Source organism: Tessaracoccus sp., from assembly GCF_016714275.1.
Classification (GTDB): domain Bacteria; phylum Actinomycetota; class Actinomycetes; order Propionibacteriales; family Propionibacteriaceae; genus Arachnia.
In genome coordinates this window covers 737,126-751,512 of sequence record NZ_JADJNP010000004.1, presented here as the reverse complement: position 1 = coordinate 751,512, position 14,387 = coordinate 737,126, and the positions used below count along the sequence as shown (strand labels likewise).

The window sequence follows — 14,387 nt, the reverse complement described above, 5'->3', positions numbered from 1 at the left end:
CCCTGAATCGGGCGTCTCACCGCACCTCGGACGGCGACGAGGTGACCCACGGGACACGCCGGCCCACTCCCAACTCACTGGAGGCACCCCTCATGCACGCGCCCTTCTACCGGCCCGCAACCGACCTGGTCGACATGACCGCCCCGGACGCCGTCGCGCAGATCCTCAACATCCACCGTGGCCTCTTCGGAGGCTACCGGATGGAGGGCGAGGACGGCGGAACCGACGGCGACGAGGACGGGAGTGACGCGCCGAAGGACGGTGGCCGGACCTTCACGCAGGCGGAGCTGAACGCGCACATCGCTGAGGCCCGCCGGAAGACGGCCGCGAAGTTCGCCGACTACGACGCCCTCAAGGCCAAGGCCGGCGAGTACGACCAGGCGCAGGAGGCAGCAAAGACCGACCTGCAGAAGGCGCTCGACCGCGCGCTGGCTGCGGAGAAGGAACGCGACGACCTGAAGGCCGCAGAGCAGACCCGCAAGGACCGTGAGGCGCTCGCCGAGCAGGTCAAGGGCTGGGTTGACGCGGCGGCCACGAGGACCGGCGTCCCGGCCGACGCGATCAAGGGCTCCACGGAGGCTGAGATCGACGCCCATGCCGAAACGCTCAAGTCGCTGCTGCCCCGCAAGGGCTACGTGCGCACCGAGGGAACACCCCCCGCCGGAGACGGCAACTCCGAGCTGCGCGCGTTCGCGCACCAGCTCTTCAACAAGGACTAAACGAAGGAGGGCCTCATGCCCACGTTGACCACCGGATCTCTCACGATCCCCAAGCAAATCTTCGACCCGTGGCTAGGCAAGGTCAAGGGCGGCTCGACGATCGCCCAGTTGTCGGGCGCGATCCCGATGAAGTTCGGTCCCGGCGAGTCGATGACGTTCGACATCGGCGAGGCCGAGTACGTCGGTGAGGGCGCCAACAAGGGCGGCTCCACCGTCACCCCGACCATCAAGACGGTCAAGCCGTTCAAGTTCCACAAGACGGTGCGCTGGACCGACGAGGTCATGCACGCCGACGAGGACCACCAGCTCGGCGTCGTCGAGGACATCCTCGCGCTGATCCAGCCCGCGCTGTCCCGCGCCCTGGACTTCGGCGTCTTCCACGCCATCAACCCGACCGGCGGCGCGCCGGTCGCTGCGATGACCGAGGCGCTCACCCAGACCACGAACGTGGTCACGCTCGGCGCGAACAAGGCCTACACCTACCTCGACGCCGCCGACGCGCTCGTGCTGGCCGACTCGTTCGTCCCGAAGGACGTCGCGCTCGATCCGACGTGGGCGTCCGCGTTCTCCTCGGTTCGCGGCACCAACTCCGAGCAGAAGCTCTACCCGAACTTCAAGCTCGACACGGAGGTGTCCGATCTCGACGGCCACCGCGCGTCGGTGTCGAACACCGTCGGCGCCGTGGGTGTCGCCGCAACGGCCACCAAGATCAAGGGCTTCGTCGGCGACTTCGGCGGCATCCGCTGGGGCATCCAGAAGCAGATCGGCCTCAAGGTCATCGAGTATGGCGACCCCGACGGCGGCGGTGACCTCCAGCGTAACAACCAGGTCGCGTTCCGTGCCGAGGTCATCTACGGCTGGGGCATCGCCAGCCTGGATGCCTTCGCCAAGGTCGTGATCGAGTGACCAGGCTCCGCCACCCTGAGTCCGGGGCCATCGTCGAGGTTACCGACGAGAAGGCCGAGCGGCTCGGCTGGCCCCTCGCCGACGAGGCCGAGCCGGGCAACGACGACATCGAGGACGCCGACGAGGCCGAGCCGGTGCGTCCCGCGCGGGCGCGCACCAAGAAGTAAGTGGAGGGGGCGGCGATGGCTGATGTGCCGATGCTGATCATGGCATCCGACCTGACGCCGTTCGCGACCATTGAGTCGGCGAAAGCTGAGGCGATGATCGAAGCGGCCACGGCCCAAGCCGTGCTCGCCGCCCCCTGCCTCGATGGCGAACTCGACGACGTTCAGCGCTCCGCAGCGAAGGCGATCCTGGTCTCCGCGATCGTCCGCTGGGCCGAGGCCGGCACCGGCGCGAAGGTCACCGTCGCCGAGACGGCAGGAGCGTTTAGCCGGTCCGAGACCCTCGACAACTCGGGCTCCCGTCGCGGCCTGTTCTGGCCGTCCGAAATCAAGGCGCTACAGAAGATCTGCAAGCGTCGCCCGGCTCCGTTCACGATCGACATGGGCGGTGGCCGGACGGGGCACCGTGAGACGTGCGCCCGCACGTTCGGCGCGCTCTACTGCGACTGCGGCGCCGAACTTGGCATGCCCTAGGCCGAGGCCTTCTTGGCGGCCTGGGTGACTTTGGCGGCGAAGTCGACGGCGGCCTTGCGGTTCTCGCGGGCGACCTCGATCGACCAGTAGAACCCTGGTCCTTCGATCACGAGGTAGGACTCGCCGCCGGTGGTCTTGCGGGCCTTGTCGGAGAACGCGCCGTGCTTGAGAACGCCGCCGAGCGTCAGATGTGACTCTGCGGCGCTGCCTGACTCGACGCGCGCAGTTGCCCCGGCGAGGGGCTCCTTGCCCTGTGTTGATTCGATGCGGTCGTTGTAGAGCAGCACCTTGTCCATGAGGCCGCCGTAGGTGGCGGCGGGGCCGCTCAGAAGCCAGTCCTTGAATCCCATGCGTCAACGGTACGCGCCGCCGCTGCGTGGCGTGTCCAATCCCTTGATCTTTCGCGGCCCGGGTCAACGCGCGAAACGGCCTGTACCGACATTGGACCGCGCGAAGGAGCACTGGGGGTGCCGTGGCGGGTAACGCCGCGCTGGCCTGCGCACCTTACCGCCCCTGCAGCGGGCTACCTGCCCGGGCCGCGAATCCCAACCAGCGAAAGCGAGGTGGCTCCATGGACCTCCTGTACAAGCTTGAGGTAGAGCCGTACGAGCCGACGACCGACTCCCACAACCGCGCCGTGGACGCGTGGGGAGAGCCCGTCGAGGTCGACGTGTACGGCTGGGGACCCGCGGCGTCCAGCCAGGACGCTGCCGGGAACCGCGAGCCGCTCACCACCCTGGTCGACATCTACGCCCCCGCCTCGACGGCGACCTCGACGAAGGACCGCTGGACCCTCCCCCGATGGAACCTACCTGCAGGACGGGAAGCCGCTCGACTACTCCCACGGCCCGTTCGGCGGCGGTGTCGGGCAGGCAGTGATCCGGCTGAAGCAGATCACGGGCTGACATGGCCCGCATTCCGATCAAGTGGAAGTCCGGACGGTACGGCCTGGACCGCTACGTCGGCGGACAGCTACCCGTGCTTGCTGCCGCAGCGGAGCGTGTCGCCGCCGGCTGCGGCGACGGGTACGAGGTCCGTGGCCTTGGCCAGGGACGCTCGGGCCAGGGTCGTGTCGCGGTCGTCACGGTGACAGCGAAGGCCCAAGCCGCTGAGGCGAAGTACCACAACCTCGCGAGGTACGCGGGCGGTGGTCGCTGATGGGCGGCTGGGCTGACCCGGAGGCGATGGTCATCGCCTACCTGACCGAGCACCTCCCTGAGCGGCTGACCCCCGACCCGTTCGGGCCGCCTATGCAGGTGGCGTTCGCGACCGCCGTGCCCGACCCGAGGCCCGACCGGCTCGTCCGCGTCATGCTGTCCGGCTCCGAACGCCGCACCGTCGTGCACCGACGCTCCAAGATCACCATCGAGGCCTGGTCCGATCACGGCGAGGCCGACGCGTCCGCGCTGATGGAAGCCGTCTACAACACCCTCGACGCATGGCAGCTGGTGCCGCCGTTCGACGGCTGGCCGTCCGGCCCGTACCAGCAGACCGATCCCAAAACCAGCACGTCGCGCTACATCGCTACGTGCATCGTCCAGCACCGAGCACAGGAGTAGCCGTGCACACCCTAACCCATCCCCACACCGGCCGCACCGTGCAGGTTCCCGAGCAGGACGCGCCCCGCTGGCTGGCTGTCGGCTGGCTCGACACCGCCGCCGATGCGGCACCCGACCTCGAAGACGAGACCCCCACCCCTGATCCCGCCGCCGATGCGGCGCCCATCGATCCGAAGGACTGAACCATGGACAAGCAAAACGTGATGGCGGGCATGCCGAACAACGTCGGCGCGATCTTCCGCGCCCCGCTCGGCACCCCGCTCCCGACCGACGCCACCACCGCCCTCGATTCCGCCTACAAGGAACTCGGCTACGCCTCCAGCGATGGCTGGGCACGTCAGGTCAACAAGTCGTACAACGCGCTGAACGCGTGGGGTGGTGACGAGGTCGGCAAGGCTCGCTCCGAGCACTCCGTCGGCTTCAATGTCACCCTCATCGAGGATCTGAACGGCGACGTGCAGACCGCGAAGTGGGGCACCGCGGCGGTGACGGTCACGCCAGCGAACGAGGCCCACGGGAACCTCGTCACCGTCACCTACGAGGGCGAGGAGACCGACCCGGCGGTGTGGGTGTTCGACATGTACGACGAAGGCAGGCTTCACCGCACCGTGTTCCCCAACGCGAAGGATGTCACCGAGTCCTTCGAGCAGACGTTCAGCGACGCCGAGGCTGTCGGGCTGCCGTTCGAGATGACCGCCTACCGCGGCCCGGACGGCGCCTACTTCGTCGACTACCTCGACGACGGCCAGAAGGTCGTCGCCGGGCCGTAAACCCCCCAGTACCCGGCCCGGGTGAGCAGATGGTGCCCTCACCCGGTCCGGCCCCCATCTACGGCACCAAGCACCGAAAGGCACCATCGTGACCGACAAGACCATCCCCTCTGCCGCCCCGAAGTTGCAGGACCACAAGCCCAAGAGCCCCAAGAAGAAGGGCAAGAAGAAGGGCGCGGAACAGTACCGCCGCACCGTCGAGATCGACGGCATCAGCGTCGTCCTGGACCTCGAAGTCACCCTCGACTTCCGGCTGCAGCGCCGCCTCCACAAGGAGGACGGCGAAGCGCTCCACGAGTGGATGGAGCGCCTGTTCCCGGACCTCGACACCGTCGAGACCCAGTTCGGCCTGCGCACCATCGACGACTACGCCGCGTTCGCGCAGCGCGCGCTGGAGGCAGTCCCAAACTCCTGATCCTTGTAGCGCTCAACGAGGAGCACCGCGACCGGCTCGTCGCGGACTTCTGGCGCTACTACGGCATCGGCCTCGACCAGGCCCTCGCCGACGGCGTGCACGTCGTGGACGTGGCGGCGATGGCTGCGCATCTCCCCCGCGACTCGACCGCCTTCCTGGCGGTGCAGCCGATGACCGAGATCGAGCAGTGGGACCCGCAGGCGTGGCTACTCGCGCAGGCGGTCGACCAGCTCGCGGGCGGCAACTGGCAACGTGGCGGCGGTAAGGGCGCACGGCCTAAGCCGACACCGCGGCCGAAGCCGCCGAAGAGCCCCAAGCCTGAACTGGATCACCGCGAGGTGATCCGGCGGTTCAAGGCCTGGTACGCCGCCCAGCCGGGCGGCCGTGGATAACTGAATCGCACAATCGAAACGCACAAACGAACAGCGCGTGAGGCCCGCACCCTGATGGAGGGTGCGGGCCTCGTCGGCATATCTAGGTGGTGACAGTCCTGTGGCCAACGACATCGGCACCGCCTATCTGACGATCCTCGCCTCAACACAAGGCATGGCGAAGGACATCCGCCGCAGCCTCGGGGAGGCCGTGCCCGAGGGCAAGGCCGCCGGGGCTAAGACCGGTAAGGGCTGGGCGAAGGGCCTGGTCAGGGTCCTCGCGAAGGGTGCCGCGATCGTCGGCGCCGGCGCACTCGTTGGTAAGACGATCTCGCTGGGCATGACCCGCGCCATCTCGATCGAGGGCGCGCAGAAGAAGCTTGAGGGTCTCGGGCACTCGTCGAAGTCGATCACGTCGATCATGGGCTCGGCGCTGAAGTCGGTACGCGGCACTGCCTATGGCCTCGGTGACGCCGCCTCTGTCGCGGCGATGATGGCCGCCGCCGGGGTGAAGAACGGCAAGGAGATGACGTCGACGCTGTCGACGGTCGCCGACGTTGCTGCGATCTCTGGCCGGTCCCTCACCGACATCGGCACGATCTTCGGGTCGGTCGCCGCCCGCGGCAAGCTCCAGGGCGACGACATGCTCCAGCTGATGAGCTCCGGCGTGCCGGTACTCCAAATGCTCGGAAAGCAGCTCGGGAAGACCAGCGCCGAAGTGTCGAAGATGGTCTCGAAGGGCGAGATCGATTTCGCAACGTTCGCGAAGGCCATGGATTCCGGGATGGGTGGCGCGGCGAAGCGCACCGGCGAGACGTTCCCGGGCGCGGTGGCGAACGCGAACGCCGCCCTCGGCAGGCTCGGCGCCGCGTTCATGGCGCCCGCGCTGGAGGCCGCGAAGCCTGTCCTGGCGGGCGTGACGTCCGTCATTGACTCGCTCACATCCAAGGTTGGCCCTCTGGCTGACGGGTGGGGTAAAAGGCTTGTCCCGGCAGCGGAGAAGTTCGGGGCGGCGCTCACGTCCCTCGCGGGCGGGAAGTCGCTGGCAGAACTGCTGCCGAAGGCTGGGCCGGTCGCGCAGCTGGTGGCGGCGTTCTCGCCGCTCGGGTTCGCGCTGACCCTGCTGAAGCCGCTGCTGCCGCAGATCGTGGACGCCCTGGGCCAGGTGCTCGACGCCATGGCCCCGGCGATCCCCGTGGTTGCAGGGCTCGCGGGCGAGGTGGGCGTTGCGCTTGCGGGGGCCGTCGCGAAGGTGCTCCCTGTGCTGCTGCCGCTTGTCGTGCAGCTCGCAGAGTTGGCGGGGTCGCTGTTGTCGAACCGGGCGCTGGTGGGCACGCTCGCCGCCGCGTTCGTCGGCTTCAAGGCCATGTCCGTCGTCGTGACGATCGTCGGTGGCCTCCAGGGGCGCTCTCACGGGGGCGAAGGTCGCGATGGCCGCGCTCAACCTCGTGATGAAGGCGAATCCCGTCGGGCTCGTCATCTCGGCCATCGCCGGTCTGGTCGCGGGCCTGACGTGGTTCTTCACGCAGACCGAGGTGGGTCGGCAGGCGTGGGCGTCGTTCGTGTCGTGGCTCGGTTCGGCGTGGACGTGGCTATCTGGCGCGGCTTCGTCGGCGTGGTCGGCGATCACGTCGGGCGTGTCGGCGGCGGCGTCGTGGGTGTCTGGGGCGTGGTCGGGGACAGTGTCCGCCGTCACCGGCGCGTGGAACGGCGTGGTCGGATTCTTTACGGGGCTGTGGTCGTCGATTTCGGGTGGCGCACAGGCCGGTTGGTCGGCGCTGCGGAACGTCGTGTCGACTGGCCTGAACGCGATCCTGCCGGTCATCACCGCGCCACTGAAAATCTGGGGGACGCTGTTCAAGGCGGCGTGGGACACGATCAAGACGGTTGTGGCGGCCGGGTTCCTCATTCTGCACGCGGTCTTCACCGGCAATTTCGGCGCGATCCGCGGGATCGTCGATGCGGCGTGGTCGAAGATCAGAAGCATCTTCAGTGGGGCGCTGTCGTCGATTCGGTCGACGGTGACGGGCGCGTGGAACGCGATCAAGACGATCTTCTCGGGTGCGTGGGCTGGGCTGAAGACGATCGTCTCCGGCGGCATCACGGCCATCGTCGGCTTCGTTGCGGCACTGCCGGGGAAGGTTGCCTCTGCGGCGTCGTCGCTTGCGGCGAAGCTGCGGGAGAAGATCACGGCTGCGTGGACCGCCGCGAAGGAGGCAGTCCGTACCGGCATCGCCGCCGTGGTCGATCTGGTGCGGACCCTGCCGGACAAGGCGAAGGCCGCGCTCGGAAGTATCGGCTCGAAGCTGCTGTCGGCCGGTCAGGACCTGGTCCGTGGCTTCGTCAACGGCATCAAGGCCGGGCTCTCGTGGGTCACCAACGCGGCCCGCGACCTCGCCAACTCCGCCGTAAACGCGGCCAAGAGTGCCCTGGGGATCGCCTCGCCGTCGAAGGTCTTCCGCAAGAAGATCGGCCAGCAGATCGGGAAGGGTCTCGCGCTCGGCATCGGCGACGGCCTACCCGAGGTCCGCGACGCGATCGCGAAGCTCTCCAAGGAGACGATCAAGCTGTCCGACAAGGCCATCGCGGCCGAGTCGAAGCGAATCCGTGAGGCCCGGAAGAAGGAAAACGACCAGATCCGGGCCTGGAACAAGAACCGCGGGAAGGGCGTCAAGGCCCGCTCGCTGCTGCCGTCGATCTCCGCGACCGAGGCCACGAAGCTCGCGAAGAAGAACCTGTCCGGCGCCTCCGCTGACCTGAAGCGCGCCAACGAGATCGTCAAGGCGCAGAGCAAGCTCACCAAGACGCTGTGGGACGACGGCAAGTACAAGGGTGCGGTCGAGCGTTGGGTCGGGCTGAACAAGGGCACGGTCGCCCTGCTGCAAGGTTTGACGGCGTCGGGGAAGGTCCGGAAGGACGCGACGAAGGCCGTTAAGGGCGCGACGTTGGCGGACATTGCGAAGGCGCAGGGTCAGATCACGGCGGCGATCGACGCGGCCAAGGCAACCCTCAAGGACATGAAGGCGGCGTCGGCGCAGTTGGCGGCGTCGGTGTCCCAATCCCTGTCGGGCGAGCTCGATTTGAGGTCGCTGGTCGGTGACGATCTACCGGCGCCGACGTTCGAGACAGTACAGGCCACGGTCGCGGGGTTGGCGGCGAAGGTCAAGCGGTTCGCCGGGCTGCTGAAGGATCTGGCCGGGAAGGGTATCCCGCCGGGCCTGATCCAAGAGGTTGCGGCGCTGGGCACGGCGGCCGGTATCCCGGTCGCGCAGGCGCTGGCGTCGGGGTCGGCGTCTCAGGTGAAGTCGCTGGCCGGTGACTGGGCGGCGCTCGGGTCGTGGTCGGATAAGGCCGGGAAGACGGTCGCCGACTCGATGTTCTTGGTCGGGATTCAGGCGCAGCAGGGCCTGATCGACGGGCTGAAGAAGGACAGCGCGAAGCTGGAGGCGGCGGCGACGGTCCTCACAGACAAGGTTGTCAAGGCCGCGAAGAAGGCGTTGGGCATCAAGTCCCCATCGCGCGTCATGAAGGCCGTTGGCGGGTTCGCGGTTGAGGGTTTGCGGCTGGCGATCGACGCCGGCCGGGGTGTGGTCGCTGCTGCTGCTGCCCGCCTGGGCGACGCGGCCGTGCCCGAGGTCACGTACGGGGCGGATGTGCTCGCTGACTGGGCCAGCGCGCGGATTCAGGCCGAGACGACGTGGACACCGCCGTCGCTGCCGACCGCTGCGGATATGGCGCTGAATGTGCCGGATCAGGGGCCGACACGGCTCGCCCGTGAGGATCTCGAGTTGCTCGCGAACCTCCTGATAGGTGGCCTGTGGCGCACTGCCCGGGCCGCGGAAACCGTTGAGGACATGGCCGCGAACGGCCCTAACCGTGCTCGGCGTGGATCGGTGAGGGGGGGCCGGGTCTGATGGGTAACGGGACTCTCCCTCTGGATGCTGAGTCAGGCGGTTCGTGCCGCTTTGCGACGCCTGTACACGTCGCGCCGACACTCTCGGCAGAATCGGTCAATTCGCGATACATGATCCGGTGCAGTCCTTCGCGTTTTCCGTGAAGGGTGGCGATTCCGTAGCCCCGACTACGATACCCGCCCTACTCCCAGCATTCGGTGAATCCGGGCCGGATCTGCCGACTGGTCAACCTGTTCCAAATACGCCCGGGAATCCGGTCGTCTCCTAATAGCGCCATGGCGTATTTGTAACTCAGTTAGGTGGTGACCCTCTCGTGGTTTGGGGTTCGTGGGCGACCGCTGGCGGTAACAACATCCGGGTCGGTGTCGACTTGTTGCTTGATGGTGTCGTGATCACGGCGAAGTACTACGTCGAGATGCAGTACAACGCATCCGACAATCAGACGTTGACGCGGACCGGGCAACTCGCCGGGACCACGAACTACACGTACTCGCAGAACGGTGGGGTGCGGCTGATCTACACCGGCACCGTCAACGGCAAGGTCGGCACGTCCTACACGTTCGGGGCGAAAATCACCGGCGTGTACACGGGCGGGTCGCCGTCGGTGTCGACGTCGGTGACCGTGGTGGATGTGCCTGGTAAGCCGAAGGCCCCATCGGCGACGGCGTTCTGGGCGCCTGTCGGTGGTGGCGGGGTCAACGCGGAACTGGCGTCGGCCCCGGCCTCGAATGGTGCCTCAATCACCCGCTACGACTGGGATTTGTCGACGCACGATTTCGTGTCGTCGGACAACACGCCGGGCCGGACGTGGTCGCGGTCCGGGCTGGCGCTCGGGCTCGCGACGAAGGTTCGGGTGCGGGCGGTCAACTCCGCCGGTGCTGGCCCGTGGTCGGATTACTCCGGCACGGTGACTGTGCCGAACGTGCCCGCGAAGCCCGCGAAGCCTGCCTTGGTGGCGGTGTCGTCGTCGGCGCTGCGCGGCACCCTGGCTGATGCGCCCGCGAACAACGGGTCGGCGATCGATGCTTACGGCTGGGAAACGGACCAGGGACAGTCGCAGGTGTTGACGTCCGGCGGACGGACCTGGAACGTGTCGGGTCTCGCCGCGAACACTGCGTACCGGGTGCGGATTCGGGCCCGTAACGGTGTGGCGGGCGGCTGGGGTGCCTGGTCGGATTGGTCGGCGACGGTGTCGACGTATCCCGCAGCCCCTGCGGCGCCGGGGAAGCCGACGGTGACGCGGAACTCGGACACGAGCCACGGCCTGGGTTGGGCGCGGAACGCTACGGCCCCGGCGCCGTATGCGTCGCAGCGGATCGAGCGGGCCGAGATCGGTGCCGCTGGCTGGTCTGGGTGGGCGACCGTCGCCACGGTCGCGGGGACCGCCGAGGGCTACACGGACACGACCACTGTCGCGAACCGGTCGTATCGGTGGCGGGTCGTGGCGATCAACCCGGGCGGATCTGCTGCCTCGGCCGCGTCGAACGATGCCCGCACAACCCCGGCTACGCCGTCCGGGCTGGTAGCGGTCAAGACCGCGGCCACCGACATAGGTGTGACGGGCGCCGCGGGCGGCTTCGGGGCGGTCACGGTCGGCTGGCAGGACAATCCGGGCGGCACTGGCTGGGTCACGGTCGCCGGGACCACGAGCAGCGTCGAGCGCACATTCACCGGCGTCGATGCCGAGGTTACGCACCGGTATCGGGCGAACGCGTCCGTCTCGTCGGGCACGACGAACGCGTCAACTCTCACGTCCGCGTGGTCTGCGCCGTCGAACACGGTGCAGCTGCTGACACCGCCCGGTGCGCCGGTGCTGAAGTCGCCGACGTCAGGCGCGGTGAACCGTGGCGCCGCCATCACCTTCACGTGGACGCACACCTCGATCGACTCCTCGACGCAGACCGCGTACGAGCTGCGGTACCGCGTCAACGGCGGCGCCTGGACCACGCTGACGGGCACGACGGCGCAGACCCGCACCGTGTCCGCGCTGGGCGTGTCGGGGCTGCTGGAATGGCAGGTCCGCACGAAGGGCTTGCATGCCGAGTTCGGCGCCTGGGCTGCTGTGGTGGCTGTGACGTTGGCGGAGAAGCCGACGCTGACGCTGTCGTCGCCTGATCCGGGATCGCCGTGGCCGTCGGGCACCGTGACCGTTGCGTGGATGTACTTCGCGGGCGACGGCGCCGCTCAGGCGTCGTGGGAACTCAGGGTCGAACCCGAAGACGGTGTGGGTGCCCCGCTGACCAGGTCGGGTACCGGGGCGGGCGCATCGACGACGCTCGGCCGTGTCGACAACGGCCGCTCCTACACGGTGCGTGTGCGTGTCCGGGCCGCGTCTGGGTTGTGGTCCGACTGGGCTCTCGTCGATATCGATGTGGCCTACGCGCTGCCCTACGAGGCTGCGCTTGCGGTGCTGTGGGGCCGCGCCGACGGATCGGCCACGCTTGCCGTCGAGCAGGATTTGCGATCGACGGCATGGCTTGGCACTCCAGGGCGGTCCGCGTCGGTCGAGATGGTCGACGGGGCCGAGACCCGCCGGAACCTGGCCACGAATCCGCGACTGACGGACCCGTACGGGACAGTCAGCGTTCCGCCGATTCGCACGAATCGGGCGATCCAGCCGCGCGCACGGACGGGCGGGGACTGGCTGATGTCCTGGGGGGCAAGCGGGGCGGGGACTGTCACGTACGACGACGCGTTCGGCATGGCGACATGCGTCTATTCCGCGGTCCCGACCGCTGGGGCCGTGTCGCGGATGCGCTGCGGGGCCTCGCCGGGAGCCGGGCCGCACGGGGCGGCTGTTACCCCGGGGGAGACGATCACGGCAGCTCTGTCGGTGTCGTCGAATCGCCAGGTCAGGATCACTCTCGACTACTACGCGGGGACCACATGGGTCGCGGCCGCAACGTCGGCTTACTCCACGGTATCGACGGACCCCGCGGCGCGTACTCGGCTGGCGTATACGCACACAGTCCCGGCGGGTGTCGACTCGGTGCTCGTCTGGTGCCAGGTCAACGCATCTGTCGTCGGCGACTGGCTGGTGGTTGGGCAGCTGCTTGTCGGTGACGACGGGCTGGTCTCGTTCTTCGATGGCTCCGGCGGGAACTTCGCGCTCCCGCCCGGGCAGATCCGCGGATGGGTGGGCGCGGTCAATGGCAGCGCGTCCTACATTCGGTGGGCCGCAGCCGCAGACGGCACCGCCCCGCGCCCGAGGGCGCTGGGGGCTGCGTCGGCCGCGATGGCCAACGGCGGCGGCGCAATCAGCTACCTGGACGGCATCTTCATGGCTGCCGATTATAGGCAGGCGACATCCACGGCTAGCGTCTACCCGTGCGGCACCTCCGGGGATACCAGCGGCCTCGCCATGGCCCGAATGGGCTCCGGGTGGAGCCGGTGGGTGGCTGCGGGCGTGCTCTACTCCCAGGATGAGCCGCTGGGTAATCAGGATGCGGCGTCGAGAACCTTGGCGGTGACGCAAACGGCCCCAGGGGGAGCTGCCTCGACCCTGACGCTATCAACCCCGGCACCGAATGTGGCCCAGGAGGATACGCTGCTCACGGTGTCGTGGTACACCGATCCGGCCATGGCAGACTATGCGCTGCGCTTCGTCGGCGCCAACGGCAAGGCCAGCGGTCGCAGTCGCTGGCGCAACCTCATCATCTGCGAGGGGGACACCGAAGCCGAGGCCCTTGCGAAGGTCCAGTCGTACTTCGACGGCGGCACGATCGGCACCCGCATCGGCGTCGGCACTGTCGATATTCAACGCCAGGTCGACGGCGGCGACTGGGTGACATTGGCCGCCGGGCTCGACCCGTTGACGGGCTGGACTGATCGCTGCGCCCCCGTCGCGGGCGATGTGGCATGGCGGGCCGTCACCGCCTCTACCGACGGCGCCACCAACCCCGGCGCCCCCACCGTGATCCACTTCCGCCCGGCAGGGCAGCCCGCGCCGACCCTAGACGATCCGTCGGATCAGGTGATCGTTGTCGCCGAGGGATACCTGAGCGCAGGCCCCGGATACACGGACGTGGCCAGGTTCGTGTACAACCTTGATGTTGGCGAGCCCGAGTTCGGGCTTGCTGACCTCGCACTGCACCGGTTCGCGGGCGACACCTACGCGACCGAATACGCCGGTGTTGGCCGCGTCCACAAGCTGGGCATCGTCGCTGTGGTGCCACCCCGGCATGCCGCGACGACCGCCGACGGCACCCCGCTCGCAACACTGCCAGACCTTCACCGCATCCTGACAACCGCCCGGCCGAAGCTGTGGCGTGACCCCGACGGGCACTGCCTCGTCGTGTCCGTCCAGCCTGGCGCGTCGAAACGTCTCGGCGCGGAGGGGCATCACGAGGTCACGCTGTCGGCTGAGCGGGTCGCGGACTACCGGACGGTGGGGTCCTGATGGATCTGACGCCGGAGATCCGCGCCGCGATGTACGGGCACCGGTCCACGCGGTGGGCGGCGGTGCTCCTCGACGACAACGACATGCTGGTCCGGGACCTCCACGAGTTCACGAGCGGACAGCTGGAGCAGAACAGGTTTCGCGAGATCCGAGGCGGCGGCTCCCTGGATTTGGTGTCGCCGACGGGATTCGCCGGAATCGACTGGGGCCGCGCGAGGATTCGCATCGAGCAGCACCTCGACGGCCTCGACGAGCCGATCCCCTGGGGCGTCTACCTGCCGGAACGGCCGGAGACCGTCTGGGAGGATGAGCAGGGCCTCGCTCTGTGCTCGGTTACGCTCATGGACAAGCTGGCGGTGCCGGCGCAGGACTGCCCAGCCGAGACCTACTCGGTGGCTGAGGGCGCGAACGTCGTCGCGACGGTCGTTTCGATCCTCGCTGCCCTCGGCGAGACGAGGGTCGCGGTCACGGACTCGCCGTTGACGATGCCCGCCGCGAGGTCGTGGCCGATCACCGGCGACGACACATCCTGGCTACAGGTCATCAACGATCTCCTGTCGGTCGTCGGATACATGGCGCTGTGGTGCGACCAGGACGGCATCTACAGGGTGTCGCCGCATCGCCCGGCCGGGCCTGGCGACGATCCGGCATGGGTCTTCGAGTTCGGCAAGCGGGTCCGCTGAAGGTTTGGTTGAC

At 68.3% G+C, this 14,387-nt stretch carries 14 protein-coding genes and 1 pseudogene; 14 read left to right on the top strand and 1 reads right to left on the bottom strand.

Going from position 1 to position 14,387, the window contains the following annotated elements; translation table 11 throughout:
• The first annotated feature begins 92 nt into the window (after nucleotides 1–92).
• From IPJ61_RS17855 to IPJ61_RS17840, 4 genes are read left to right on the top strand one after another with little or no spacing between them, the layout of a single operon-like run.
• The gene (locus IPJ61_RS17855; protein WP_297110831.1) at nucleotides 93–719 is read left to right on the top strand and encodes a hypothetical protein; all 627 of its coding nucleotides are present in this window, start codon (nucleotides 93–95) and stop codon (nucleotides 717–719) included.
• A gap of 15 nt (nucleotides 720–734) precedes the next feature.
• Entirely contained in the window at nucleotides 735–1,625 is an 891-nt protein-coding gene (locus IPJ61_RS17850) for a phage major capsid protein (RefSeq protein WP_297110829.1), read from the top strand.
• A complete protein-coding gene (locus tag IPJ61_RS17845) occupies nucleotides 1,622–1,792 on the top strand; it encodes a hypothetical protein (protein WP_297110826.1) in 171 nt (56 codons plus the stop codon). The genes IPJ61_RS17850 and IPJ61_RS17845 overlap by 4 nt, the downstream gene beginning before the upstream one ends.
• A gap of 15 nt (nucleotides 1,793–1,807) precedes the next feature.
• A complete protein-coding gene (locus IPJ61_RS17840; RefSeq protein WP_297110823.1) occupies nucleotides 1,808–2,263 on the top strand; it encodes a hypothetical protein in 456 nt (151 codons plus the stop codon).
• On the opposite strand, the gene IPJ61_RS17835 is transcribed toward IPJ61_RS17840, so the two are convergent.
• Nucleotides 2,260–2,613, bottom strand: coding sequence for a hypothetical protein (locus IPJ61_RS17835; RefSeq protein WP_297110820.1), 354 nt, complete (start codon nucleotides 2,611–2,613; stop codon nucleotides 2,260–2,262). The genes IPJ61_RS17840 and IPJ61_RS17835 overlap by 4 nt on opposite strands.
• Before the next feature lie 556 nt (nucleotides 2,614–3,169).
• Here IPJ61_RS17835 and IPJ61_RS17830 point away from each other — a divergent pair.
• From IPJ61_RS17830 to IPJ61_RS17785, 10 genes and pseudogenes are all read left to right on the top strand, one after another.
• Nucleotides 3,170–3,421: a hypothetical protein gene (locus tag IPJ61_RS17830; protein ID WP_297110817.1), complete on the top strand. Its 252-nt coding sequence runs from the start codon at nucleotides 3,170–3,172 to the stop codon at nucleotides 3,419–3,421.
• On the top strand, nucleotides 3,421–3,822 hold the full coding sequence (locus tag IPJ61_RS17825; protein WP_297110814.1) for a hypothetical protein: 402 nt from the start codon (nucleotides 3,421–3,423) through the stop codon (nucleotides 3,820–3,822). The genes IPJ61_RS17830 and IPJ61_RS17825 overlap by 1 nt, the downstream gene beginning before the upstream one ends.
• 2 nt (nucleotides 3,823–3,824) lie before the next feature.
• Nucleotides 3,825–4,004 carry a hypothetical protein gene (locus tag IPJ61_RS17820; protein WP_297110811.1) on the top strand — a complete coding sequence of 60 codons (180 nt, stop codon included), beginning with the start codon at nucleotides 3,825–3,827 and terminating at the stop codon, nucleotides 4,002–4,004.
• Between the two features lie 3 nt (nucleotides 4,005–4,007).
• A complete protein-coding gene (locus IPJ61_RS17815; protein ID WP_297110808.1) occupies nucleotides 4,008–4,592 on the top strand; it encodes a phage tail tube protein in 585 nt (194 codons plus the stop codon).
• Nucleotides 4,593–4,680: 88 nt separating this feature from the next.
• Nucleotides 4,681–5,007 (top strand): hypothetical protein, encoded by a 327-nt coding sequence (locus IPJ61_RS17810; RefSeq protein ID WP_297110805.1) that lies wholly within the window; start codon nucleotides 4,681–4,683, stop codon nucleotides 5,005–5,007.
• Between the two features lie 119 nt (nucleotides 5,008–5,126).
• Nucleotides 5,127–5,399, top strand: coding sequence for a hypothetical protein (locus tag IPJ61_RS17805; RefSeq protein WP_297110802.1), 273 nt, complete (start codon nucleotides 5,127–5,129; stop codon nucleotides 5,397–5,399).
• 154 nt (nucleotides 5,400–5,553) lie between these two features.
• Nucleotides 5,554–6,195: pseudogene (locus IPJ61_RS22360) on the top strand (tape measure protein); the annotation flags it as partial.
• A 574-nt stretch (nucleotides 6,196–6,769) separates the two neighbouring features.
• Nucleotides 6,770–9,292 (top strand): phage tail protein, encoded by a 2,523-nt coding sequence (locus IPJ61_RS17795; protein ID WP_297110797.1) that lies wholly within the window; start codon nucleotides 6,770–6,772, stop codon nucleotides 9,290–9,292.
• Nucleotides 9,293–9,605: 313 nt separating this feature from the next.
• Complete coding sequence (locus IPJ61_RS17790; RefSeq protein ID WP_297110794.1) at nucleotides 9,606–13,691, top strand: fibronectin type III domain-containing protein; 4,086 nt, start codon at nucleotides 9,606–9,608, stop codon at nucleotides 13,689–13,691.
• Complete coding sequence (locus IPJ61_RS17785) at nucleotides 13,691–14,374, top strand: hypothetical protein (protein ID WP_297110791.1); 684 nt, start codon at nucleotides 13,691–13,693, stop codon at nucleotides 14,372–14,374. The genes IPJ61_RS17790 and IPJ61_RS17785 overlap by 1 nt, the downstream gene beginning before the upstream one ends.
• Nucleotides 14,375–14,387: the final 13 nt, after the last annotated feature.

Coding starts and splice junctions, on each gene's coding strand:
- IPJ61_RS17815 (WP_297110808.1), top strand. CDS start 4,008: ATGGACAAGCAAAACGTGATGGCGGGCATGCCGAACAACGTCGGCGCG.
- IPJ61_RS17805 (WP_297110802.1), top strand. CDS start 5,127: ATGGCTGCGCATCTCCCCCGCGACTCGACCGCCTTCCTGGCGGTGCAG.
- IPJ61_RS17825 (WP_297110814.1), top strand. CDS start 3,421: ATGGGCGGCTGGGCTGACCCGGAGGCGATGGTCATCGCCTACCTGACC.
- IPJ61_RS17830 (WP_297110817.1), top strand. CDS start 3,170: ATGGCCCGCATTCCGATCAAGTGGAAGTCCGGACGGTACGGCCTGGAC.
- IPJ61_RS17850 (WP_297110829.1), top strand. CDS start 735: ATGCCCACGTTGACCACCGGATCTCTCACGATCCCCAAGCAAATCTTC.
- IPJ61_RS17835 (WP_297110820.1), bottom strand. CDS start 2,613: ATGGGATTCAAGGACTGGCTTCTGAGCGGCCCCGCCGCCACCTACGGC.
- IPJ61_RS17855 (WP_297110831.1), top strand. CDS start 93: ATGCACGCGCCCTTCTACCGGCCCGCAACCGACCTGGTCGACATGACC.
- IPJ61_RS17785 (WP_297110791.1), top strand. CDS start 13,691: ATGGATCTGACGCCGGAGATCCGCGCCGCGATGTACGGGCACCGGTCC.
- IPJ61_RS17840 (WP_297110823.1), top strand. CDS start 1,808: ATGGCTGATGTGCCGATGCTGATCATGGCATCCGACCTGACGCCGTTC.